The following is a 23,982-nucleotide window of genomic DNA, read 5'->3' as shown; positions in this document are numbered from 1 at the left end:
CGGGCTGGCTAGCTTCTCGGCTCATGACGAAACGTCGCAATGTTTGGATGGGCGGGGCCATGGCCGTCGCCCTCGCCGTAGGTGTCGCGGGGCCGGCGTCGGCGCACGACGCCGACGAGTTCGGCCCCGCGACCCTGACCGGGTTCGCTTCGCTCCCGGCGCTCACCTTCGTGCCGGCCAGCGAGCCGTCCGGCTCGCTGCTCGACACCGCGCCCGTCAACGGCGTTGCCGCACCCTGGGATGACCAGCCCGTGCAGGGCTTCAGCGGCATCGTCAAGAACGGCGACGGCAGCTACGAGGTCATGTCCGACAACGGCTTCGGCAACAAGGCCAACAGCGCGGACTTCGTCCTGCGCATCCACACCCTCGCGCCGGTCTTCCACGAGAACAAGGTCGACGTTCTCGGTGGCATCAACCTGACCGATCCCAAGGGGTACGTGACCTGGCCGCTCGTCCGCAAGGACCGGGTGCTGACCGGGCAGGACTTCGACGTCGAGTCGATCCAGCGGGCCGCCGACGGCAGCTACTGGATCGGTGACGAATTCGGCCCGTTCCTGCTGCACTTCGACCGCACCGGCGCCATGATGCAGGCGCCGATCTCGCTCCCCGGCGTGTTCGCGCCGGAGAACCCGCTGCGCGGCACCACCCCCAACAACATCAACAGCAGCAAGGGCTTCGAGGGCATGGCGCAGTCGCCCGACGGCCGCAAGCTCTACCCGCTGTTGGAGGGCACCGTCGCCGGTGACACCCCGGGCACCCTGCGGCTCAACGAGTTCGACGTGCGCGCCGGCTCGTACACCGGCAAGCACTACGTCTACAAGCTCGACGACCCGGCCAACGCGATCGGCGACGCCATCGCCGTCGACGGCCACCGGTTCCTGGTCATCGAGCGCGACAACGGCCAGGGCGACACCGCCAAGACCAAGCGGATCTACCTGGCCAACATGAGCGACCGCGACAAGGACGGCGCCATGGACAAGACCCTGGTCGCCGACCTGATGAACATCAACAACCCGAAGCAGCTCGGCGGGTTCGGCAAGACCTTCACCTTCCCGTTCCAGACGATCGAAGACGTCGCGATCCTCGACAACCAGACGATCGCCGTGCTCAACGACAACAACTTCCCGGGGTCGGCCGGCCGCACCGCCGGTGTGCCCGACAACAACGAGTTCATCACGCTGAAGCTGACCGAGAGCCTCAACGCCGACCGGCGCTTCCTCGACTGAGGTAGCGGGATGCCCGGCCGTACTATGCAGGCCGGGCATCCCCTCGCCCCCGCGGAGGTCGGTAGATGCAAGGGCACGCGCTCGGGGTCGATCTGGGCACGTCTAACACGGTTGCCGTGCTGCGTTGGCCCGACGGGCGCACCCGGCCGTTGCTCTTCGACGGTCAACCCCTCTTGCCGTCTGGTGTGCTCCTCGACGAGGCCGGCCGGCTGCACGTCGGCCGCGACGCGGAGCGGCTCGCCCAGGCCGACCCGGCGCGCTACGAGCCCAACCCGAAGCGCCACGTCGACCTGCCCAGTGTGCTGCTCGGCGACCGCGAGGTGGCGACCGTCGACCTGCTCGCCGCGATCCTCGCCGCCGTCGCGCACGCGGCCGTCGAGGCGGTGGGCTACCTGCCGCCGGCCACCCTCACCTATCCCGCTGCCTGGGGCCCGCAACGCCGGCAGGCGTTGACCGAGGCGCTGTCCCGCGCGGGCTGGCCGGCCAGCACGCTGGTGCCCGAGCCGGTCGCCGCGGCCCGCTACTTCGCCGAGGTGCTGCGCCGCCCGGTCCCGGTCGGTTCGGCGCTCGCGGTGTTCGACTTCGGCGGCGGCACGCTCGACATCGCGGTGGTCCGCAACGCCGGCCCGGACCGGAGCGGCCGGTCGCGCTTCGAGGTGGTCGCCTCCGGTGGCGTCGCCGAACTCGGCGGCCTCGACCTCGACGCCGCCCTGGTCGGGCATCTCGGCCAGGTGCTCGCGGGCACCGACCCGGCCGCCTGGGAGCGGTTGCGCAACCCGGTCAACGCCGCGCAACTGCGCGACCGGCGGCGGTTCTGGGACGACGTACGCGGTGCCAAGGAAATGCTCTCCCGCGCGGCCGTGGCGCCGGTCGCGGTGCCCGGCGTGGACCAGGCGGTCCACGTCACCCGCGAGGAACTCGAACGGCTGGCCACCCCGCTGCTGCGCCGGGGCGTCATGGAGACCGCCTCGGTGATCGCGAGCGCCAACCTGCGCCCCGACCAACTGGCCGGTCTGTTCCTGGTCGGCGGCTCCTCGCGGGTGCCCCTGGTGGCCCGGCTGCTGCATGCCGACCTCGGCGTCGCGCCGACGGTCCTCGAACAGCCCGAGTTGCCGGTCGCCGAGGGCGCACTCGCCGAACCGCCGGCTGCGCGGGTTCCAGCCCAATCGACCGCCCCGGCCTGGGCACCCGCCCACGTGCCGGCCAACGCCCCTGGCCAGGCGACCGGCCCCGGCCAGCCCCACGCTCCCAGTCAGGCCGACGCCCACGGTCGTGCGACCACGCTTGGCCAGGCCACCGCCCAGGCAACCGATCCGGCCCAGGCAACCGACCCGGCCCAAGCCTCCGGCTCGGCCCAGGCAACCGACCCGGCCCAGGCCTCCGGCTCGGCCCAGGCCGGAGCCGCGGGTCTCGCCGGACCGACCTCGCCGGCGCCGGCCGGGCCGTGGAGCCCGCCGCCGGGGTCGCCCGCCGCGCGGTCGCGCCGCGTACCCCGGAAGATCCTGATCCCGGCGGCGGCGCTCGCGCTGGTCGTGGTCGTCGCCGCGGTCTCGGTGGTGATGACGCTGCTCAATCGGGACGGTTACGACAAGGTCGAGTTCGCGGCGTTCACCGATGTGGGCCAGCCGTTGCCGATGGGCGACGCGGCATACACGACGTGGACGCACGTGGCCGGTGACCGGGCCTATTTCGCCTACGCGACCGAGCAGAAGAAGCTGCGGGTCGTCGCCGCCGACGCCAAGTCGGGCAAGCAGCTGTGGAGCCAGGAGGTGCCCGACCCCGCCGATTCGTGGCAGGGCATCCGGGCCGTGCCGGGCGCCGTGCTCGCCTACGCGGACGCGATCGGCAGCACCGAGCCGCGCCGGTTGTCCGTGCTCAACCCCGACAACGGCAGCCGGCTGTGGAACCTCGACCTCTACGGCGACGACGAGACCTTCGTCGTCGCCGACCGGCTGGTCGTCGTCGACCGGAAGAACGCGAAGCTGGTCGGCTACGGGCTGCGCGACGGCGATCAGAAATGGGAAAAAGCCACACCCAAGGACCAGTACGACAACGCCAAGACCGTGGTGTACGGCGCCCAGACGGCGGCCGACGTCGGCGGGCCGGCCGACTTCACGGGCACGGCGCTGGACCCCGACCGCGACGACGACAACCGGCTCGTGCAGATCAGCGCCGACCGGTCGGCCCGGGTCATCGACGCGGTCAGCGGCGAGATCGTCGAAGAGCAGCCCAACTTCGCCGATCCGGGCGATCTCGCGACCGTCTACGACGGCCAGCTGTTCACCACCCGCACGAGCGACAGCACCGAGGTGTTCGCGGCCGACCTCGACGCACTCGACAAGCCGCGCAGCGTCTACCGGGCGTCGGATCCGGCGCGCCGGGCGGCCGCGCTGAGCGCCTGCGGCGACAAGCGGATCTGCCTGCTGGAACAGACCTCGTACGACTCGAAGAGCACCCAACTGGTCGCCGTGCCGATCGGTGGGGACGGCCAGACCTGGACGAAGCCGGCAGCTGGCGTCGACGCGATCCTGCCGGTCGGGACCCACGTGCTGGTGCAGAGTGACGAGTCCGGCACCGACAAGGTGGTCGGCTACGACACGACCGGCAAGCAGGTGCTCGAACACGACGGCGTCGTGGGGCGGGTCAACGGCGCCAGCGTGCTGGTTTTCGGGAAACCGCCGAGCATCAGCGTCGACGACTACAACGTGATCGGCTGGGTGCTCGGCGCGAAGGAGCCGGTGCAACTCGGCGCGCTCAGCGGGGTGCGCTCGGCCAGCTGCACCTGGTCGACCAGCGTGATCGCCTGCGCCGGCGACAAGGACCTGCGGCTGCGCCGCTTCGCCGGGTAGGACGCGAAACGGCGGGCCGGTTGCCCGGCCCGCCGTTTGCTGGAGCTTGTTTCAGAGGCGCGTGCCCGCGGTGGCGTGGAACGCGTGGTGCCGGTCGGCACGCGGCTTGACGAACACGGTGTCGCCCATGTTGGGCATGTGGCGGCGGTCGGTGCGGATGGTGAACCGCTCGGAGACGCCGTCGAGGGCCGCGTGGCCGTAGATGTTGGCGTCGGAGCCGAGGTCTTCGACCAGCTCGACGACGACCGGCAGGCCGCCCTCGGTGGGCCCGACCAGGTCGCAGTCTTCCGGCCGGAAGCCGACGGTCACCTTGTCGCCGCCGCCGTTGGCGCGGGCCGCGGCGACCTCTTCGCGGGTCAGCGGGATGACCAGGTCGATGAACTTGGCGCCCGAGTCGGTCAGCGGCACGGTCTTGATGTTCATCGCCGGCGAGCCCATGAAGCCCGCGACGAAGACGTTGGCCGGCTTGTCGTAGAGCGCCCGCGGGGTGTCGACCTGCTGGAGCACGCCGTCGAGCATGACCGCCACGCGGTGACCCATCGTCATGGCCTCGACCTGGTCGTGGGTCACGTAGACGGTGGTGATGCCGAGCTTGGCCTGCAGCGAGGCGATCTGGGTGCGGGTCTGGACGCGGAGCTTGGCGTCGAGGTTCGACAGCGGCTCGTCCATCAGGAAGACCTGCGGCTCACGGACGATGGCGCGACCCATCGCGACCCGCTGGCGCTGGCCACCGGAGAGCGCCTTCGGCTTGCGGCTGAGGTATTCCTCGAGCTGGAGCAGGCCGGCGGCCTCCTTCACCCGGCGGTCGATCTCCGCCTTCGAGGTCTTACGCAGCTTGAGCGCGAAGGCCATGTTCTCGTAGACCGACATGTGCGGGTAGAGCGCGTAGTTCTGGAAGACCATCGCGATGTCGCGAGCCTTCGGCGGGAGGTGCGTGACGTCGCGGCTGTCGATGTGGATCGAGCCTTCGTCGACGTCTTCGAGGCCGGCGAGCATGCGCAGGCTGGTGGACTTGCCACAACCGGAGGGGCCGACGAGGACGAGGAACTCGCCGTCGCCGATCTCCAGGTCGAGGTGGTCGACCGCAGGCCGTTCAGTGCCCGGATAGATCCGGGTGGCCTGGGTGTAGGTGACCGTAGCCATGAGGGGACACCGCTTCCTTTCACCGGCAGGAACGTGCCGGACGATCCGAGTGAAAAGAGCTGCCGGCACGTCACCGCGCCGACACCTTGTCTGCAGGTCACCGTAAAGGTTTCTCGCAATGGTGCCAAGGTGTGGGCCGGCTACTGCCCCATTTGCCCTGGCAAGCGCCACCGGGGTGGGGGATCGCTATGCTGTGCTCAAAGCTGCCCCTGTAGCTCAGATGGCCAGAGCACTCGCCTTGTAAGCGAGATGTCGCCGGTTCGATCCCGGCCGGGGGCTCACGAGGCCGACCGTCGGCGGCTGTTCAGCCGCCGCGCGGAGCAGGCGGGGCCGGGCGGGTCGGCAGCTGCCACGGCGCCCGGTCGATCAGGCGGGCGATGAAAAGGCCCAGCAGCAGGCCGGCGACCGAGTCGGTCAGCCAGTGGAAGTCCAGGTAGATGGTGGTCACGAAGACGATCGCCGGCGGGGCGATGCGCAACCACAGGGTGGCCGTGCGGTTCAGCCAGGGTGCCAGGAGCAGCGCGATGACGCCGTACCAGACCACGGTGTTGACCAGGTGGCCGGACGGGTAGCCGGTGTCGTACGTACCCGGTGGCAGGCTGCTGTTGAAAAGATCGACCGCGTGCGGGCCGGTGTATCCCGGTGCCGCCCGCTCGGTCCAGATCTTCAGCGGCATGATCACGACGCCGGTCAGCAGGAACGCGGCGACGACCGGCAGGATCGGGTAGAGGTTGCGCCGGCGGATCGCCAGGAAGATGGCGATGACCAGGCTGATCAGCGTCAGCGGGCCGCCGTTGCCGAGATAGTTGAACACCCGGGCCAGAGTGTGGGTGACCTGCGTCTGGTGTGTCACGCACCAGTCGCGCACGGTCTGGTCGACGCCGAGCAGGCCACCGGCCGCGAGGATGCCGGTCAGCAGCGCGAAAAGGCCGACCAGCAGGAGGTCGAACCACCAGCCGGCCGGCCGCACCGGCCGGAGCCGGAGGGCGGCCGCCCGTTCGGTGATCGCGTTTCGCACGTGACCACCGTATCCGCGCGGCACACCCCCGCTCCGAGGCGCCTACAGAAGCTTCTTGATCCGGTTGTAGACCAGGTCGATCCGGACACCGCTGTTGGGGCAACCGCCGAAGTGGTGCAGGGCGATCACCCGGTCGGTTTTCCGCGAGATCACCGGCGAACCCGACGAACCGCCCGCCGTGTCGCAGTAGTACGAGACGTCGGAGTCCGTGCCGTAGCCGTCGTAGGCCGGGTCGTTGACCGCGCAGATGCCGCCGCCGTCCTTGTCGCTGCCCATCGCGATCATGCCGGGGTTGCCACCCGGGTGCTGAGGGATGTAGACCTCGCTGCCCTTCACCGGGCGGGTGGGCTCGATGGTCAGGTAGCCGTACTTCTGCACCTGCGCGAAGTTTTCCACCGAGAACAGCGTGTAGTCGAGGTCGCGGTCGGTGCTGAGCACCTTGTCGCCCCAGACCTTGGTGGCCTTGAAGACCGCGTCGCCGCCGCACTTCGCGCACTGGTAGTCGAACCAGACCTCGGTGTCGTAGGCGTCACTCGACGTGACCATGCAGTGGTTGTTGGTGAGCATCCGGTTGGTCGTGCCGAGCCGCCAACCGGTGCACAACTCGGTGCCGTTGATCAAAAGCCGGGCAACAGCCTTCGACTTCTTGTACGCGACCGGATCGGCCGATTTGTAGCAGACGGCGTCCCGCGCCTCGTTGGAGCCGCAGACGCTCTCCTCGCGGCCGTTCTCCGACAGCGACCGGGCGGTCCGCAACTCGGACGCGTCCTCCGCCGCCTGCTCCTGGCCGGTGAAGCCGCGGGCCACCTTGTCGACCCGCACGCCGAGCCCGGCGGCCTCCTGCAGCCCCAGCGGGTCGGGCACGGCGCGGTGCAGCGTGACCACCGCGGTGTCGCCGGTCACCGACATCGCCCACCGGCCGGCGCCGTCGGCCGCCTCGGCGCGGCTGCCGAGCAGCCCACCCACCACGTCGAGCGGGTCGCTGTCGACCCGGTGCACCTCGGTGCCCTCGGGGTCGGAAACGGTGACGTAGTCGCCCGGCAGCATCGCGAGTTCGTCGAAGTGCACCTTCACGTACTCGGCACCGGGGTAGCGGAACGTCTCGGTGGTGGTGCCCGCCGAGCGGTAGTCGAGCAGCGCGCCGACCGACTCGAGCGCGCCTACCTTCTGCCGCCCGACCGCGTCGATCGCGGCACCGACGCCGGCCGGCGGCGCGACCGGCAGTCCGCCGGCCGCGGTGTCGGATTCCTTACCCTGCTCTGCGGCCGCGGCCGCTGGGGGCGCTGCCGCCGCTTGGCCGAGCCGCGCGATTCCCGCCGGCTGTGCTTCGGTCCCGTCGCCGGTCATCGCGTACGCCGTCGCGCCGGCCAGAACCACTGCCGTGCACGCACTGGCGACCAGCGCCAGAGTCCGCCGCATACCTTGCCCCCTTGGCTCTCCTACATGGACTGCCACCAGGGAGAAAAGCCCCAGAGCAGACAATCAGATCATCTCGCCACTGTGTAACGAGCCACGGTCGACTGCGTAGCGCCGGTGTCAGCGGGCAGACTTGACGGGTGCGGATCACTTCGGCCCTCATCGACCCGGCGTTGCTCGACCTTCCCTGGTCGACACCGCTTGAGGAGTGGCCGCCAGATCACCTGGTCGCCCTCCCGCAGGGCATCTCCCGGCATGTCGTGCGCTTCGTCCAACTGGCCGGCACGGTCTACGCCGTCAAGGAGACCGGCGAGCGGATCGCCGAACGCGAGTACGACCTGCTCCGCCAGCTCGAACGGATCGGCTTCCCGGCCGTGGAGGCCGTCGCCATCGTGGCCGACCGCGCCGACGCCAAGGGCGAGCCGCTCGATCCCGTGCTGGTCACCCGCCACCTGCAGTTCTCGCTGCCCTACCGGGCGGTGTTCTCACACACGCTGCGCCCGGAGACGATGAACCGGCTGCTCGACGCGCTCGCCGCGTTGCTCGTGCGGATGCACCTGACCGGCTTCTTCTGGGGTGACTGCTCCCTGTCCAACACGCTGTTCCGACGGGACGCCGGCGCGTTCGCGGCCTACCTGGTCGACGCCGAGACCGGCGCGTTGCGCCCGTCGTTGTCAAACGGGCAACGCGGCGAAGACGTGGAGATCGCGCGGCTCAACATCTTCGGCGAGGCGCTCGACCTGCAGGCCGCCGAGTTGCTCGACGAGGCGATCGACCCCGAATGGGTGGCCGACGAGGTGATCGCCCGCTACGAGCGGCTCTGGCACGAGGTGACGTTCGAGCAGGAGATCGCGCGCGACTCACGGCACGACATCGAGAAGCGCATCCGCAAGCTGAACGAACTCGGCTTCGACGTCGCCGAGGTGTCGATGTCGGTGGTCGAGGGCGGCCGGGCGTACGTGCGGCCGAAGGTGGTCGACGCCGGCCACCACACCCGCCGGCTGCTCCGGCTGACCGGCCTCGACGCGGAGGAGAACCAGGCCCGGGCGCTGCTCAACGACCTCGACGCCTACCGGGCCGACAGTGACCTGCCTGACGAGCAGCAGGCCGCGCACCGCTGGCTGATCGAGGTGTTCGAGCCGGTCGTCCGGGCCGTGCCGGCCGAGTTGCGGCGCAAGCTGGAGCCGGCCGAGCTCTACACCCAGGTGCTCGAGCACCGCTGGTTCCGCTCCGAGGAGGCCGGCCGCGACGTGGGACTGGCCGCCGCCGTGCAGTCCTACCTGACCGACGTGCTGGTGCACCGCCCTGACGAGCAGGCGGTGCTCGGCGTCGAGGTGCCGGCCCTGCCCACGTCAGTCTGACGACGCCTCAGGGCTCGGCTGCGCCGGCACCACCACCGGCGGCGGAGCGGGCGGGCTGGCCTGCTTGATCAGGGCGCTCAGCCCGGCCCGGCGGGCCACCACGGTCAGCTCGTCGCCGGGCCCCAGCAGCGTCTCCGGCGGCGGTGACCAGCGCGGGCGTTGACCGGCCTTGAGCAGGGCGATCACCCGCGCACCGCGGGGCTGGTCGGCATCGCGCACCGGCCGGCCGTCGAGCGGCGAACCCTTCGCGACGACCACGATCGTGACCAGCAGGGCGTGCCGGCCGATCGGGATCGTCGCGACCACCTGCCGCTTGCGCAGCACCGCCGCGAACGCGGGCGCGGCCAGGTAGGAGACGCTGTGCGACCGGAAGATGCTGAACGTCGAGCGGATCCGCTGCGCCAGGTCGCCGTCGAACAGCCGCAACACCACCCGCAGGTCGGGCTGCAGCGACCGGCCGTTGAGCGCGGCCTGCAGGTTGGTCACGTCGTCGGTGGACACCACGACCAGCGCCCGGCACGTGCCGACCGACGCCTCGACCAGCGTCTCCTCCAGGGCCGCGTCGCCGACGATGACCGGGATGCCGAGTTGCTTGGCGACCACCGCGCCGCGCGGTTCGGCCACCTTGTCGATCGCCACCACCTCGACGCCGAGGTTGTGCAACTGGCGGATCACCCTGGTGCCGACGTTGCCGAGCCCGACCACCACGACGTGCCCCTCGCGCGGCACCGCGAGCCTGCCGGCGGTGAGGGCGAGCCGGGCCTTGACCATCGCGTCGACGACGGCGGCGGTGATCAGCGGCACCAGCGCCAGCCCGGCCACCGTCAACACGATCTGCATGAGCTGGACGACGACGCCCTTGTCGACCTCGACGTCGGCGCCGTTGAGCGCGGTCAGCAGCGTCGTGTAGACGGCCTGCCACGGGTCGAGGTGCGCGGTGCCGTCGGTGCGGTAGAGCAGGTAGCCGAACGTCACCGCGACCAGGATCACGGCCGCCGTGGCGATGCCGATCTTTCGGCTCAGGAACGAACGCAGTGCCTGGCCGAAGCCCTGCAGCGGGCGGCGGATCCGGCGCGCCCGGGCGATCCGGTTGGCCGCGACCTCGGTGGCCGGTTGCTGGCCGGTGGCCTCCGCGAGCACCAGGTCGGCCCGCGCCGGGTCGGGGAGCATCACCATGTGCGCCGGGTCGCTGGTGTCGGCGATGCCACAGACCACGTGCTCCGGGCGTACGTCGTCGCGGTGGGCCACCACCAGCGTGCGGCCATAGTGGTGGAAGTTGGTCGGCGCCACCTCGCCGAGCGCCGCGGCGACGAACGTGGGCGCCGCCATCGCCGCGTCGGAGAGCACCTCGCAGTCGCCGAGCAGGCGCTTCACGCCGTACCCGAGACCGGTGTTGAACATCCGCATCACGACTCGGACCCGCGGCGCGATCTCGTGCGCGGTGAGCGCGGCGTGGATGTTGCCGACGTCGTCCTGCTGCATCAACGCCAGGCCGGCGGCGGTCTCCAGGCCGGCGGCCCGCAGCGCCGTCTCGTCGACTCGGTCGGCGCGGATCACCCGGATGCCGCGGATCTTCGCGATGTCGGGTGCGGTGGGATGGCGACCCGGCGGAAGCACCACGGTCACCCGCACCGTCGCCGGGCCGAGCGCGTTGACGAGGTGGTAGGCGAGCGCGTCGTGCCCACACACGATGTAGTGCGGGCGGGTGTCGCCGTTGGTGCGCAAGCCGTCGCGCAACCGGGTCTCGACGGCGCGACGCGCCCGGTTGCGCCACGGAACGACCATGCCCCGGATCGTAGGTGCTCTCTGGGCGTTGGGAGCAACGGAACCCGAGCCTGCGTCGTTGGTCCGTTTGGTGAGCTAGGCGGTAAATGCCGCTAATGCGCTACTGACGGAATGGACTGACATGACCAAGTGGATCTATCGCGCGGTAGGTACGGTCGGCGTCGCCGCCGGTGGCGCCCTGCTCCTGGCGGGCGGTGCCGCGCAGGCCGACGGGATCGACGCGCCGGTGAACGACCTACGTGGTTCGCTCGACGGCTATTTCGGTGCCCTCCCGGGCGGCGGCGACCTGTTCAGCGGCGCCGACGCGGCGAACAGGGACCTGGCGCCCGCGCAGCAGCTGGGCTTCCTCGCCGCGTTGCCGAGCAGCCCGACCGCCGGGGTCGACCCCACGGCGCTGGAAGCGGGCACGGGCGCGGGCCAGCTCTCCGCCGACGACCTCAACCTGCTGTCGGTCGGTGACCAGAAAATCGGCATGGACGACCTCGGCGGCGCGCTCGGCTCCATCGGGCCGCTGACCCAGGACCCGGCCGGCTCGGCCGGCGGCGCCACCCGGAGCGCGGCGGCGCTGCCCGTGCTCGGCGGTGCCCCGGTGGACCTCGGGCTCGACAAGGTGGGCGGTCAACCCGGCGGCGCGCCCGGCGAGGACGAACTGACCGGCGCGGTCAGCAACACGCTCAGCGAAGACAACCTCAACACGATCGGGAGCGACTCCCAGATGCGGACCCTGGGCAGCACGGTAGACGCCGACCAGCTCGCGGACTTCGGTTCGGTCACCCGCCAGACCGGGCTCGGTGACCTGGGCCGCAGCGGGCTCGGCGGCGCGCCCCTCGGCGAGTCGACCGACGACCCGCTCGGCGCGGTGGGCAAGCACGCGGCCCCGGACCCCGGCGACTTCGCGATCGCCGACCTGAAGGGCGACACACTCGACCAGGTCGGCGAGCTCGTGCCGCCGCTGATCGGCGAGGCGCTCGAGGCCGAGATGCCGCCCGGCTTCCTCGGCACCGCGACCGAGGCCGACCCCAACTCCAACGCGCTCGGCCTGCCGCTCATCAGGCAGCTCCCGGTGGACGCGCTCAGCACCGGCGGCAACCTGCCGGTGCTCGGTTCGCTGACCTCGCAGGGCGCCGGCTCGGCTCCGGCCGGGCAGGCGCAGGCCCCGACCGCAAGCCAGGCCCCGGCTCAGGTTCCGGCGCAGAAGACTCAGCCGTCGGTCTCGCCGACCGCCGACAACCAGCGCGCCGGGCACCGGCAGTGGTCGAAGTCGTCGTCGGAGCGGCCGGTCGCCGGCGAGGACTCCGACTTCCGCTGACCTCCCGACGCAGCCGGCCCGCGGGGGTCCCGCGGGCCGGGTGCGCCGGCGCATACTTGCGATCATGAGGTTTCGGGGGATCGTCGCGCTCGGCGGCAAGACAGCGACCGGCATCGAGGTGCCCGCGGACGTGCTGGCCGCGCTCGGGCCGGGCAAGCGGCCACCGGTGATCGTCACCCTGGGTGGGCACAGCTATCGCACGACGGTCGCGCCGATGGGCGGGGCCTCCTTCGTGCCGCTCAGCGCGGAGCACCGCACCGCCGCCGGGGTGGCCGCCGGCGACGAGATCGACGTGGAGATCGTCCTCGACACGGCCGAGCGCACCGTCGACGTACCCCCGGATCTGCTCGAAGCCCTTGACCGGGCCGGCGGGGCCAGGAGCGCGTTCGACGCACTGTCCTACACCCGGCGCAAGGAATGGGCCCGGCTGGTCGAGTCGGCGAAGGCGCCGGAGACCCGGCAGCGACGGATCGCGAAGGCGGTCGCGGAACTGTCCGGCGGGCAGTGACCCGGTGACCGCCCGAAGCTGGGACGCCGAGTCCTACCACCGGGTGTCGGTGGCGATGGACGCGATGGCGCAGCAGGTGCTCGACCGGCTGCCCCTCGACGGCGACGAGACCGTGCTCGACGCGGGTTGCGGCACCGGCCGGATCACCGCCAAGCTGCTGGCCCGGTTGCCGCGCGGGCGGGTGATCGCCGTCGACGCCGACCCGGCGATGGTCGCGATCGCCCGGCAGACGCTGCCCCAGGTGATCGAGAGCGACCTGCTGGAGTTGTCGCTGCCGGTGACCGTCGACGCGATCTTCTCCACCGCCACGTTCCATTGGGTGCTCGACCACGACCGGCTTTTCGACCGGCTGGCGGCGGTGTTGCGTCCCGGCGGGCGACTGGTTGCCCAGTGCGGCGGCGCGGGCAACATCGCCGCGCTGCGGTCGGCCGCCGACGAGGTGGCGGCCCGGCCGGCCTGGCGGTCCTACTTCACCGACTTCACACCGCCTTTCCATTTCGCGTCACCGGATGCGACCGTGCGGCGGCTGACCCGGTCGGGCTTCCTCGACGTCGAGTGCTGGCTCCAGCCGTTTCCGATCAGGTCGGACGAGCCGCACGCCTATCTGGAGACGGTGCCGCTGGGCCCGTGGGCGCAGCTGCTGCCGGCTGCGCGGCGCCGCGACTACGTCGTGCAGGTATGGGACCGGGTGGCCGGCGACACGGTCGACTACGTGCGGCTCAATATCAGCGCACGGCGCGGATGAGCTGGGAGAAGGCGGTGGCCCGGGTGGCCGCCCTTTCCGACGGCGGGCCGCTCGATCCGCGGTTGCGGGTCACCGTGCACTTCCATCCGGATCGGCTCGTCGGCGGGCGGTCGATCCTCGCGGCGATGGCGCAGGACGGGGTCTACCGGTCGCAGTTCGAAACCGGCACCAGCAACGGCGGGCTGACCGCGGTCCCTGGCGGCGACCGCTGGCGGTGGGAAAGCCGGATGTTCGGCGGGGCCTACGACGGTGCGCCGGCCGCCGCGCGGCCAAAGTACGGGTCGCTCAACCACCGTGGCCGGGCGGCCGGCGGGTCGCCGCGGTTCGGCTCGGCACACTTTCGGCTACGTGCGTCCACTCTGGAGCGCACGACGTTCTGCTACCCGGACAGCGTGTTCGAACCGGCGTCGTTCGGCGTGGCCGCGCGGATGTCCCTGATCGCCCTGGCCGAGGCCGACGAGCAGGACTACCTCGACGACTACATCGAGGCACACGTGCACGGGGTCATCCGCTTCGCGACCGACGTCGAGGCGGTGGTCCTCGACCCGTGTTATCGCGACACGGCGGTCGAGGAACTCGCGGCCGCGCTGCCGTGCCCGGTCGAGTGGCACCACGGTTTCGTGCTGCCGGTCGACGAGTTCGTGAAGCACCCCGACTATCGAGGGCCGGCGGTCATCGAGGCGGGGCTCGACATCGCACGGGACGGGCGCCTGGACGCCCGCATCGTCGGCGCCGCCGTCAACGCCGGCCGGCACGACCCGCAGACGCTCAAACGCGTCTGGCATCACGTCGCCCGCTTCGGCAGTTGACCTCGAGGCCGTCGACGGGGCCGGCCTCTGGGTGCGCACGGTGTTGGGGGCGGCCAGCGCCGCCGTAGGCCACCGGTGGCCGCGTGCGGCCGGTCAGCTGACCCAGGAGCCGGCGCGCATGACGCGGACGACCCGCAGGTCGGCGTCGAGGATCGCCAGGTCCGCGCGCCAGCCGGGCTGCAACGAGCCGACCGTTTCCCCGAGGCCGATCGCCCGGGCCGGGGTCGTCGCCGCCATCCGGCAGGCGTCGACGATCGGGATGCCGGCGCCGACCGCCCGGCGCACGGCCGCGTCCATCGTCAGCGTGCTGCCGGCGATCGCGCCGTCGTGGGTCAGTCGGGCCACCCGGTCGCTGACCGTGACCTCCTGGCCGCCCAGGTCGTAGGCGCCGTCGGGCATGCCGGCCGCCGCCATCGCGTCGGTGACCAGGGCGGCCCGGTCGGCCCCGGTGACCGTCGCCGCGAACGACAGCGTGCCGTCGTGCAGGTGCACCCCGTCGGCGACGAACTCGCACACCACGCTGGCCGCGCCCAGCAGCGCGAAAACCGGCCCTGGCTCGCGGTGGTGCGGCGGCCGCATGCCGTTGAAGACGTGCGTTCCCACGCTCGCGCCGGCGTCGATCGCCGCCAGCGTCTCGTCGTAGGACGCGTCCGTGTGGCCTACCGCCGCGATCACGCCGTGCGAGGCCAGCAGGCGGATGGCGTCCAGCGCGCCCGGTCGCTCCGGAGCGACCGTCACCATCCGCACCGCTCCGCCGCCCAGCGTGATCAGCTCGCCCAGCTCGGTCGACGACGGGTCGCGCAGGAACGACGGGTTCTGTGCACCGCAGCGGACCGTCGACAGGTACGGCCCCTCGAAGTGGATGCCCGCCAGCACGCCGGCGTCGACCAGCGGCGCGAACGCCGCCGTGGCCGAGCGCATCAACGGGAACGGCGAGCTGACCAGGCTCGCGAACAGCGTCGTGGTGCCGTGCCGCAGGTGGAACGCCGCCGCCCGCAGCGCCGCATCGGGATCACCGGTGGTGAACGTGTCGCCGCCGCCGCCGTGGTTGTGCATGTCGACGAAGCCGGGAACGATCCACTGCGGGTCGGCGACGTCGCCTGGGGTGACCGACCCGATGCGGGTGCCGGCCACCTCGATCGAACCCGTCACGACACCGGTGGGCGTCACCACCCGTCCGTCGATCCTCACGCCGCCTCCAACGCGTCCCCGCCGAGCAGGCCGGCGCCGAGGCAGCCCGCCGCGTCGCCCAGCGCCGCCCGCACCAGCGCCGGTTCGCGCTGGAACGTCAACCGTGACCGCACGCCCGCGGCGAGCGGCGAAAGCAGCTGGGCCCCGGCCTCGGACAGGCCGCCGCCGACCACGACCACCGACGCGTCGAACAGCGTCTGCGCGATCGTCAGGCCGTCGGCCAGCGCGTCGACCACCTCGCCCCAGGCCTGGACCGCCAGCGGCTCGTCGGCCAGCGCGCGGGCCGCGACCGAAGCGGCGGACAGCCGCACACCGGCCAGCTCGGCATAGCGGCGGGCCAGCGCGGCCGCCGACGCCACCGACTCCAGGCAGCCGCGCGCGCCGCAGGCGCAGATCGGGCCGTCCGGCCGGACCATGATGTGGCCGACCTCGCCGGCCGCGCCGTGCGCACCGGCGAACGCCTTGCCGTCGACCACGTGCGCGGCCGCGATGCCGGTGCCGACGGCCACGAACAGCACATGCCGGTTTCCGGCGCCGGCACCGAGCCGGGCCTCGGCGACCCCGCCGGCGCGCACGTCATGACCGAGCGCGGCGGGCAGGCCGAGACGATCAGAAACCAGATCACGCAGGGGTACGTCGCGGAAGCCCACGTTCGCCGCCCAGACCGCCACGCCCCGGACCTCGTCGACCACGCCGGGCACCGCGACGCCCACCGCGACGGGGTTGAGTCCGTCCGCGCGGGCCTTGCCGGCGAGGCCGGACGCTACGTCCAGGAGGGTCGCGACGACCGCCGGGCCGCCGTCGGCGGCGTTGGTCGGGTGCCGTTCGGCGTGCCGCAACTCGCCGGCGCGCGACACCAGGCCGCATTTCATCACCGTGCCGCCCACGTCGAGCGCCACGACGACGTCGTCGCCTCCGGTCACCGCGGTTCCAGCACGACGGCGCGGGTCAGGTTGCGCGGCGCGTCCGGGTCCAGCCCGCGGTGCTGGGCCAGCGCGACCGCGAACCGCTGCGCCAGGATCAGCTCGGCCATCGGATCAAGCGTGACACCCGCACCGGCGCCGACGAACGTCGCCCCGGTCGCGGCGACCTCCTCGGCCAGCCCGGTCGGCGGCGCGCCGAGCGTCCAGACGGCCCGACCGGGTCCGGCGATCGCGATCGGGCCGTGCCGGTAGTCCATCGCCGGGTAGGCCTCGGTCCAGAACGTTGCCGCCTCGCGGCACTTGAGCGCGGCCTCCTGCGCCAGGCCGACCGTCCAGCCCTGCCCGACGAAGGTCACCTGCTCGACCGCGGCCGGGTCGAGCGGCAGGGGTGCGTCGACGGCCCGCTGAGCGTCGCCGGCCAGCGTCGCGACGTCTTCGCCGAGGCCGGCCCGGAGCAGGGCCAGCGCGCTGGTGGCGAACCGCGTCTGCACCACCGACCGCTCGTCGGCGAAGGGCAGCGCGAGCGCCGCGCCGGCCCGGGTCGCCGCCGGGGTGTCGGGTTCGCCGACGATCGCGAGGGTCGGACCGGACAGACCGCCCAGCAGGTCGACGATCTCCGTGGTGGTGCCGGACCGGCTGATCGCCACGACCAGGTCGTAGGAGCGGGCACGGGGGAACTCCGACGCCTGGAACGCGTCGGTCTCGCCGTGGCCGAGGCTTTCGCGGCGGGCGGCGTACGCCATCGCCATGAACCAGCTCGTGCCGCAACCGACGACGGCCACGCGCTGCCCGCGGCGCGGCAGTGGGTCGAGGTCGAGGGACGCGGCGCGCGGCCACATCTCCGGCTGGGTGGCGATTTCCGCCTCGACGTGCGTCACCCGATCCACCCCCTGGGGAGCCTGCGCGAATCAGCTCGATAATCGCGGTTTCCGCGCGTTATTGTGCAGGAGAAGGCACCGTGCGGCAAGCATGCGCGGATCGCGCGCGACCGCGCAGCCAAAGCGTTGCTTGCCGCTCGTTTCGCGCACTAGTGTGCACCGCAATTACACGGGGTCCGTGCCAGGGGGTCGATGTGGACCGGTACGCGCGTTGGAACGCCCTGCTCGAGCTGCTCACCGACAGCGGCCGGGTGAGCGTGGAAGACGCCGCGCTGCGGCTCAACGTCTCGCAGGCGACCATTCGGCGCGATTTCGACCAGCTCGGCCAGCAGCAGATGATCACCCGGACCCGGGGCGGCGCGGTCGCCAACGGCGTCTCCTACGACCTGCCGCTGCGCTACAAGACGGCCAAGCACTCCGCCGAGAAGCAGCGCATCGGCGCGGCCGCCGCGGCCCTGGTCGAGCCCGGCATGGTGGTCGGGCTCAACGGCGGCACGACGACCACCGAGGTGGCCCGCGCCCTGGCGGTGCGCCCCGACCTCAACTCCAGCGCCGACGGCGCCCAGCTCACTGTCGTCACCAACGCGCTCAACATCGCCAACGAACTGCTGGTCCGCTCGCGGATGAAAATCGTGGTGGCCGGCGGCGTGGTCCGGCCGCAGTCGTTCGAGTTGGTCGGCCCGCTCGGCAGCGCCCTGCTCCGCGAGGTCACCCTCGACATCGCGCTGCTCGGCGCCAACGCGATCGACGCGGTGCTCGGCCCGGCCGCGCACCACGAGGGCGAGGCGTCGATGAACGCGCTGATGGTCGCGCGGGCCCGGCGGGTGGTGATCATCGCGGACTCGTCGAAGCTCGGCGGTCACGCGTTCGCCCGGATCTGCCCGATCGAGCGGGTCGAGACGCTGGTCACCGACTCGGGTGCGACCCCGGAGGCGATCGCGCCGTTCCGCGCCGCGGGCGTACACGTGATCAGCGCATAGCGGTCTATCCGAATATCTACATACCCAGTAAGGTGTGCGCGATCCGACCGCCGAAGACGGGGAGCGCACGTGCCGGCCGTACTCGAAATATCGGGTCTGGAAAAGACCTACCAGAGCAGATTTCGAGGCGCCCGCAAGGCTCTCGACGGTTTCGACATGGTCGTCGAGTCGGGCCAGGTGCACGGTTTCCTCGGCCCCAACGGCTCCGGCAAGACCACCACGCTGCGCACCCTGCTCGGGTTGATCACGCCCAACGGCGGTGAGATGACGCTGCTCGGCGAGCGGGTTCCGGCCGCGCTGCCGCGGGTCGCCGGTCGGGTCGGCGCGATCGTCGAGAGCCCGCAGTTCTTCCCCAACTTCTCCGCGCACGACACGCTCTCGCTGCTGGCCGAGGCCGGCGGGGTGCCCAAGCAGCGGGTGCCCGAGGTGCTCGAGCTGGTCGGCCTGCGCGATCGCGGCAAGGAGCGGGTCAAGACCTACTCGCTGGGCATGAAGCAGCGGCTCGCCGTCGCGTCGGCGCTGCTCAAGAAGCCCGAGCTGCTGATTCTCGACGAGCCCGCCAACGGTCTCGACCCGGGCGGCATCCGCGAGATGCGCACCTTGATGCGCGGCCTGGCCGGTGCCGGCATGACGGTGCTGCTGTCCAGCCACATCCTCGGCGAGGTGCAGCTGATCTGCGACTCGGTCACGATCATCTCGCGTGGCCGGCGGGTGGTGCACGGCCCGGTCGCCGAGGTGCTCGCGCAGCACGCGGGCGGCGGTGTGACGGTGAAGCTGGAGTCGGCCGACGACCTCTCGCACGCCGCCGAGATCCTGATCGCCGCCGGCGCCCGGGTCACGCCGCGACCCGACCATCTGATCGTCTCCAACGTCGAGAAGTCAGCGTGGGTGACCCGCACCCTCGCGGAGCGGGGTTATTACGTGAGCGAGTTGGCGCCGGTCAAGGTCGACCTGGAGAGCGTCTTCCTCGAACTGACCCAGACCGCGCCGGTCGAAGGCCAGGCGCGCCAGGTCGACGACTCCGCGGTGGTCGCGCCGGGCCAGGGCGGGTGGGGCGTGTGAGCCTGCCCAAGGCAGAGGTGCGCCGGCTGTTCAAGCGCCGCGTCACCCGCATCTTCCTCATCCTGACGCTGCTGGGGCTGGCCATCTTCCCCGTGGCGTTCACGATCAGCAGCCAGCGGACCGGGCCGGAGCAGCGGGCCCAGGCGGCGGAGCGGGCACAGCAGGACTTCGAGCGGGCCAGCGCCGATTTCAAGCTGCAGGTGGCGCAGTGCGAGGCGGAGAAGGCGGCCGGTGCCACCGACACCGAGGTCCGTTACGGGCCCAACTGCGGCGCCGACTTCGGCCCGCGGCCCGAATACTTCGAGCCGGCAAACTACCTGCCGTTCGAGTTCGACTTCAGCCGCGAGTTCCAGCCCTCGGTCTACGTGTTCTGCGCGATCCTCGCGCTGGTGGCGTTCGTCATCGGCGCGTCGTTCGTCGGTGCCGAGTGGCACACCGGCGGCATGACGAACCTGCTGCTCTGGCGGCCACGCCGGATACCGGTGCTGCTCACCAAGCTGGGTGTGCTGCTCGGCGCGATGCTCGGCCTGACCGTGGTGGTCGGCGCCCTGTGGACGGCGGCGTTCTGGGCGATCGGCCGCTACGACGGCCAGGTCGGCAAGCTGACCTCCGGGGTATGGCAGTCGTTCGCGCTGACCGGCGCGCGGGGCGCGGTGGCGGTGCTGCTCGCGGCGACCCTCGGCTTCTGCCTGGCGTCGATCGGCCGGCATACCGCGATGGCGCTCGGCGTCGGCATCGGCGCGGTCGTGGTGAGCGAGATCGGCCTGCGGATCGCGTTCGAGTTGGTCCAGGTGCGGTTCGGCGACCGCTTCATCCTGTCGACCTACCTGGTGGCGTGGTTCGACAAGAAGTTCACGTTGTACGACTATCGCGCCTGCGACTTCGCACAGGGCCAGTGCAATCCGGGCGAGTTGGTCATCACCTGGCAGCAGTCCGCGGCCCTGTTCGCGATCGTGCTGGTGCTCGCGCTGGGCGGCGCGATCTGGTCGATGCGGCGGCGCGACGTGGTGTGACCCGAAGACGTCTTGATCACAGTGAATGAGCGGTGCACGGCGTCGTGGCCGCGGTTAGTCTGGTTGGCATCCCCACGTCGCCGCGTGTGTCGAGGAGCGCCATGATGCCGCCCGCCGCTGACCAGGCAGACACCCAGGACGACGACGCTCCACAGTCCGATGTGGAGCAGTCCGGGCCGCCGCCGTTGACCGAGCGCGAGGAGCAGATCCTGGCGTTCGAGCGCAAGTGGTGGAAGCACGCCGGCTCCAAGGAGCAGGCGATCCGCGATGCGTTCGACCTGTCGTCGACGCGCTACTACCAGTTGCTCAACGGCCTGCTCGACAACCCGGCCGCACTCGCGGCCGACCCGCTCGTGGTCGGCCGCCTGCGCCGGCTGCGCTCGACCCGGGCCCGGTCCCGCCGGCGCTAGTGGGCCCGGGCGTAGGCCTCGAGCCGGGCCACCTGCACCGGGTCCAGTGAGGGGCGCACCCGCTGCCGGGCCGCCTCGACGTGTTTCGCGGTGACCGAGGTGGCCTCCAGCGACTCGCGCATCGCGACCAGCGCGGCCTCGCGGATCAGCGCGGCGCAGTCGGCCGCGGAGAAACCGTCCAGGTCGCGCCCGAGGGCGACGAGGTCGACCTCCGGATCAAGCGGAACACCGCGGGCGGCCGCCCTGAGGATCTCGGCCCGAGCGGCGCCGTCCGGCGGCGGCACGAACACCAACCGCTCCAGCCGGCCGGGCCGCAGCAGCGCCGGGTCGATCAGGTCCGGCCGGTTGGTCGTGCCGATGACCACCACGTCGCGCAACGTCTCGACGCCGTCGAGTTCGGTGAGCAGCGCCGCGACCACCCGGTCGGTGGTGCCGCCGTCGGTCGACTGGCCGCGCAGCGGGGCGAGCGCGTCGATCTCGTCGAGGAAGATCAGCGTCGGCGCCGCCTCGCGGGCCCGGCGGAACAGCTCGCGGACCGCGCGTTCGCTCTCGCCGACCCACTTGTTGAGCAGTTCGGCGCCCTTGACCGAGAGCACGTTGGCCTTGCCGCTGCCGGCCAGCGCGGTGACCAGGAAGGTCTTGCCGCAGCCGGGCGGACCGTAGAGCAGCACACCGCGCGGCGGCCGCACCCCGAGCCGGGCGAACGTGTCCGGGTAGGTCAGTGGCCACAACACCGACTCGGTCAGCACCTCTTTGACCGCGACCAGGTCGCCGACATCGTCGAGGGTGAGCCCCGACAGCTCCAGTGTGGACGAAGCCATCGAGGTCGGCCGGACCGCCTCGCGCGCCGCGGTGAAGTCGGCCGCCGCGACCACGGGCGCCTCCGCTTCGCGCTGCCGCAACGCCGCACGCACGCCGGCTTCGCGCACCAGCGCGGCGAGGTCGGCGGCGACGAATCCGGGCGTACGCGCCGCGACGTCGTCAAGCTGCACGTCTGGGGCCAAAGGCGTCGCGCGGGTCAGCACGGTGAGCTGCTCGCGCCGCATCGCCTGGTCCGGCAGCGGCACCGAGATCTCCATCGAGAGCAGGTCGGGCGCGCGCAACGCGGGATCGATCTCCTCGGGCCGGCTGCTCGTGCACACGACGGCGGCGCCGGCGTCGACCAGCGACGAGAGCACCTGCCGGAACACGGTGGCCAGCGGGCCCGGGCTCTCCCGCGGCGCGAGCGCGTCGACGTCGGTGATCAGCACGACCGTGGGCGGGTCGACGGACCGCTCGGCGACCAGCGCCCGCAGTCGGGCCGCGGCCGAGTCGTTCGTGAGCGCCGCGATCTCCGGCGCCCAGAGCGGCAACACCCGCGCCCCGACGGCGGCCGCGACCGCCCGGACGAGGTCGGACTTCCCTGACCCGGCCGGCCCGGTGACCAACACCCCGAGCGAGACCGTGGTGGCCAGCCGGCTCAACACGTCGCGGTGGTGGAAGCCGAGATCGAGCAGTTCGGTGAGCTGCTGCGCCTGGTTGCGCAGCCCAGGCAGGTCGTCGACGCCGGGCGCACCCTCGTCGACCACCGCTTCGTCGACCACCGACCCTTCGACAACGGTCCCGTCGATCACGTCGGGGTCCTGGCCGGGGCCGGGGCCGGGGCCGCCGGGGCTGGCGGTCGGGGGAGGGCTGGCCGGCGCGCTGGTACGGGAGTCTCCACCGGCGTGGCCGACGGTCGTCCGTACGCCGGACGCTTGGGTGATCTGTCCGTTCTCCCAGGCGATTATGGTATCCATGGTGACCAGGGCTGCCTCCGCCGGCGTGACGTCGACCACCGACAGCAGCGTGCTGGTCCAGGCGTAGCCGACCCGGTTCGCCAGGCTCTGCCGGGCCGCCGCGACCAGCGACCGCGCCTCCTCGTCGGGCACCACGTCCTGCGGCAGCAGCGACACGTCGTCACCGGTCGAGATGACCTTGCCCAGCAGGGCCAGCCGGAGCATCTCCGGCGACACGGCCGCCACCACGCCTGGCGCACCCCGCAGGGTCGCCCGCCGAGCGGCCACCACCGGTGTCGGCGAAACGGTCACCTGTGCGCCATCGCGCACGCCGAGGTTGCCCAGCATCAGATCGTCGGCGTGCAGGAGGCCGCGGCCGTCGGCCGGCGATCCCGGCGCGACGATGCCGGCCGTGCTGCGCCGCCCGGTCAGCCGCACCGGGTCGCCGGGGCGCAGGCCGAGGGCGCGGAGCACCTCGGGATGCAGCCGGACGACGCCGCGGCGGGCGTCGAGGGCCGCGGGGCGCAGGCTCGCGGTCAGGACCAGGTCACTGTCGGCCACCCGCCGACCCTAATCCGGATCTGGTCCCAGCAGGGTTGGGTCTTGGCGGATCAGCTCGGCGAGCTGGGCGGCGGCGTCCTTGACCGGACCGGGGGAGATCGACACCGCGTCGTTGGCCCAGCCGACCAGGAACGCCGTGCTGGCCCCGGCCGACTCGACCGAGACCGTCACCGTGGTGTCGGGGTGGCGCTCGACCACCCGGCGGACCGCCTCGGCGACCTCAGCCGCCACCGACGTCCGCTTGTTGGCCGCCGCCTCGGCCCGGAGTCGCTCCAACTCTTCCCGCCGCGCCATGCGCTCCAGCGCTTCGCCGAACGCGTCTCTCACCCGGACCGACCTCCGTCACAGCCTCGCTCACGACCCCCCGCGCTCGCGCAAGGCGCGATCCAACGCCCTGTCCAGCAGCACGAGCAGGGCGTCGCGGACCGACAGGCGTTGCCGCGCGTCGAAGCGGACCACCGGAACGTGGTCGCCGACCGCCAGCGCCCACCGCACGGCGTTGAGGTCGTGGGTGAGTTGCCCGTCGAACGCGTTCACGGCTACGACGAAGGGCAAATCTGCCCGTTCGAAGTAGTCGATGGCGAAATGACACTCGTCCAGACGGCCGCTGTCAACCACTACCAGCGCGCCGAGCGCTCCCCGGGTGAGGTCGTCCCACATGAACCCGAAGCGGGACTGGCCGGGTGTGCCGAAAAGATAGAGCTTCAGGCTGCCGTCGATGGTCACGCAACCGAAGTCCATCGCCACCGTGGTGGTCGTCTTCGTCGAGTCTGGATGCAGGTCGTCGACGCCGATCGAGGCGGTGGTCATCTCCGCCTCGGTGGTCAGCGGGGCGATCTCGGAGATCGCGCCGACCGTGGTGGTCTTGCCGACGCCGAAGCCGCCGGCAACCACGATCTTGACCGGAATCGGCGCGCGGCGCCGCTTCGCCGGCGGGCCGACCACGCGCGCGTCGACCGCGGGTGCGGGTGCGCCGATGTGGTGCCAACCCACATTCGGGGCGTACGCCGACTGCTGCTCACGATGGCGCCCACCGGG

20 protein-coding genes, 1 tRNA gene and 1 pseudogene are annotated in these 23,982 nt (G+C 71.9%); 12 read left to right on the top strand and 10 right to left on the bottom strand.

What is annotated here, in order from left to right; all coding sequences use genetic code 11:
- Positions 1-23: 23 nt before the first annotated feature.
- Positions 24-1,226 carry an esterase-like activity of phytase family protein gene (locus tag AB0J74_RS06470; RefSeq protein WP_363445306.1) on the top strand — a complete coding sequence of 401 codons (1,203 nt, stop codon included), beginning with the start codon at positions 24-26 and terminating at the stop codon, positions 1,224-1,226.
- A gap of 65 nt (positions 1,227-1,291) precedes the next feature.
- Complete coding sequence (locus tag AB0J74_RS06465) at positions 1,292-4,075, top strand: Hsp70 family protein (RefSeq protein WP_363445305.1); 2,784 nt, start codon at positions 1,292-1,294, stop codon at positions 4,073-4,075.
- 51 nt (positions 4,076-4,126) lie between these two features.
- Here the strand turns inward: AB0J74_RS06465 and ugpC are convergent, their stop codons facing one another.
- Positions 4,127-5,218, bottom strand: a complete 1,092-nt coding sequence (gene ugpC, locus AB0J74_RS06460) for a sn-glycerol-3-phosphate ABC transporter ATP-binding protein UgpC (protein ID WP_363445303.1) — start codon at positions 5,216-5,218, stop codon at positions 4,127-4,129.
- 205 nt (positions 5,219-5,423) lie between these two features.
- On the opposite strand from ugpC, the gene AB0J74_RS06455 reads away from it, so the two are divergent.
- Positions 5,424-5,497 (top strand) — tRNA-Thr (locus AB0J74_RS06455).
- Between the two features lie 25 nt (positions 5,498-5,522).
- Here AB0J74_RS06455 and AB0J74_RS06450 read toward each other — a convergent pair.
- Positions 5,523-6,236 (bottom strand): phosphatase PAP2 family protein, encoded by a 714-nt coding sequence (locus AB0J74_RS06450; RefSeq protein ID WP_363445301.1) that lies wholly within the window; start codon positions 6,234-6,236, stop codon positions 5,523-5,525.
- Between the two features lie 42 nt (positions 6,237-6,278).
- Entirely contained in the window at positions 6,279-7,655 is a 1,377-nt protein-coding gene (locus AB0J74_RS06445; protein WP_363445299.1) for a serine protease, read from the bottom strand.
- A gap of 137 nt (positions 7,656-7,792) precedes the next feature.
- On the opposite strand from AB0J74_RS06445, the gene AB0J74_RS06440 reads away from it, so the two are divergent.
- On the top strand, positions 7,793-9,013 hold the full coding sequence (locus AB0J74_RS06440; RefSeq protein ID WP_363445297.1) for a DUF4032 domain-containing protein: 1,221 nt from the start codon (positions 7,793-7,795) through the stop codon (positions 9,011-9,013).
- Here the strand turns inward: AB0J74_RS06440 and AB0J74_RS06435 are convergent.
- On the bottom strand, positions 9,005-10,798 hold the full coding sequence (locus AB0J74_RS06435; RefSeq protein ID WP_363445295.1) for an NAD-binding protein: 1,794 nt from the start codon (positions 10,796-10,798) through the stop codon (positions 9,005-9,007). The genes AB0J74_RS06440 and AB0J74_RS06435 overlap by 9 nt on opposite strands.
- A gap of 121 nt (positions 10,799-10,919) precedes the next feature.
- Here AB0J74_RS06435 and AB0J74_RS06430 point away from each other — a divergent pair, with 121 nt between their 5' ends.
- From AB0J74_RS06430 to AB0J74_RS06415, 4 genes are all read left to right on the top strand, one after another.
- The gene (locus AB0J74_RS06430; protein ID WP_363445293.1) at positions 10,920-12,107 is read left to right on the top strand and encodes a hypothetical protein; all 1,188 of its coding nucleotides are present in this window, start codon (positions 10,920-10,922) and stop codon (positions 12,105-12,107) included.
- A 64-nt stretch (positions 12,108-12,171) separates the two neighbouring features.
- A complete protein-coding gene (locus AB0J74_RS06425; protein WP_363445291.1) occupies positions 12,172-12,615 on the top strand; it encodes a YdeI/OmpD-associated family protein in 444 nt (147 codons plus the stop codon).
- Between the two features lie 4 nt (positions 12,616-12,619).
- Entirely contained in the window at positions 12,620-13,360 is a 741-nt protein-coding gene (locus AB0J74_RS06420; protein WP_363445289.1) for a methyltransferase domain-containing protein, read from the top strand.
- Positions 13,357-14,169, top strand: a complete 813-nt coding sequence (locus AB0J74_RS06415) for a DUF3626 domain-containing protein (protein WP_363445287.1) — start codon at positions 13,357-13,359, stop codon at positions 14,167-14,169. Before AB0J74_RS06420 ends, AB0J74_RS06415 begins: the two co-directional genes overlap by 4 nt.
- A gap of 93 nt (positions 14,170-14,262) precedes the next feature.
- Here the strand turns inward: AB0J74_RS06415 and nagA are convergent, their stop codons facing one another.
- The 3 genes from nagA to AB0J74_RS06400 are packed head-to-tail and all read right to left on the bottom strand — an operon-like array spanning position 14,263 to position 17,161.
- On the bottom strand, positions 14,263-15,360 hold the full coding sequence (gene nagA, locus AB0J74_RS06410) for an N-acetylglucosamine-6-phosphate deacetylase (protein ID WP_363445285.1): 1,098 nt from the start codon (positions 15,358-15,360) through the stop codon (positions 14,263-14,265).
- Positions 15,357-16,283 (bottom strand): ROK family protein, encoded by a 927-nt coding sequence (locus AB0J74_RS06405; RefSeq protein WP_363445283.1) that lies wholly within the window; start codon positions 16,281-16,283, stop codon positions 15,357-15,359. The genes nagA and AB0J74_RS06405 overlap by 4 nt, the downstream gene beginning before the upstream one ends.
- Positions 16,280-17,161, bottom strand: coding sequence for an SIS domain-containing protein (locus AB0J74_RS06400; RefSeq protein ID WP_363445281.1), 882 nt, complete (start codon positions 17,159-17,161; stop codon positions 16,280-16,282). The genes AB0J74_RS06405 and AB0J74_RS06400 overlap by 4 nt, the downstream gene beginning before the upstream one ends.
- 194 nt (positions 17,162-17,355) lie before the next feature.
- Here AB0J74_RS06400 and AB0J74_RS06395 point away from each other — a divergent pair, with 194 nt between their 5' ends.
- The 4 genes and pseudogenes from AB0J74_RS06395 to AB0J74_RS06380 all read left to right on the top strand — a co-directional run.
- Positions 17,356-18,141, top strand: a complete 786-nt coding sequence (locus AB0J74_RS06395) for a DeoR/GlpR family DNA-binding transcription regulator (protein ID WP_363445279.1) — start codon at positions 17,356-17,358, stop codon at positions 18,139-18,141.
- A gap of 69 nt (positions 18,142-18,210) precedes the next feature.
- The gene (locus AB0J74_RS06390) at positions 18,211-19,203 is read left to right on the top strand and encodes an ATP-binding cassette domain-containing protein (protein WP_363445277.1); all 993 of its coding nucleotides are present in this window, start codon (positions 18,211-18,213) and stop codon (positions 19,201-19,203) included.
- The gene (locus AB0J74_RS06385; protein WP_363445275.1) at positions 19,200-20,216 is read left to right on the top strand and encodes an ABC transporter permease subunit; all 1,017 of its coding nucleotides are present in this window, start codon (positions 19,200-19,202) and stop codon (positions 20,214-20,216) included. Before AB0J74_RS06390 ends, AB0J74_RS06385 begins: the two co-directional genes overlap by 4 nt.
- A 185-nt stretch (positions 20,217-20,401) precedes the next feature.
- Positions 20,402-20,626, top strand: a pseudogene (locus AB0J74_RS06380) (DUF3263 domain-containing protein); the annotation flags it as partial.
- Here the strand turns inward: AB0J74_RS06380 and AB0J74_RS06375 are convergent.
- From AB0J74_RS06375 to AB0J74_RS06365, 3 genes are read right to left on the bottom strand one after another with little or no spacing between them, the layout of a single operon-like run.
- Positions 20,623-22,944: an AAA family ATPase gene (locus tag AB0J74_RS06375; RefSeq protein ID WP_363445273.1), complete on the bottom strand. Its 2,322-nt coding sequence runs from the start codon at positions 22,942-22,944 to the stop codon at positions 20,623-20,625. The pseudogene AB0J74_RS06380 and the gene AB0J74_RS06375 overlap by 4 nt on opposite strands.
- A 9-nt stretch (positions 22,945-22,953) precedes the next feature.
- Positions 22,954-23,271 (bottom strand): hypothetical protein, encoded by a 318-nt coding sequence (locus AB0J74_RS06370; protein WP_363445271.1) that lies wholly within the window; start codon positions 23,269-23,271, stop codon positions 22,954-22,956.
- 27 nt (positions 23,272-23,298) lie between these two features.
- Positions 23,299-23,889 carry an ATP/GTP-binding protein gene (locus AB0J74_RS06365; protein WP_363445484.1) on the bottom strand — a complete coding sequence of 197 codons (591 nt, stop codon included), beginning with the start codon at positions 23,887-23,889 and terminating at the stop codon, positions 23,299-23,301.
- Positions 23,890-23,982: the final 93 nt, after the last annotated feature.

The sequence above is a fragment of the Asanoa sp. NPDC049573 genome (genome assembly GCF_040676615.1).
Taxonomy (GTDB): domain Bacteria; phylum Actinomycetota; class Actinomycetes; order Mycobacteriales; family Micromonosporaceae; genus Asanoa.
This window is presented reverse-complemented; position numbering and strand designations above follow the sequence as displayed.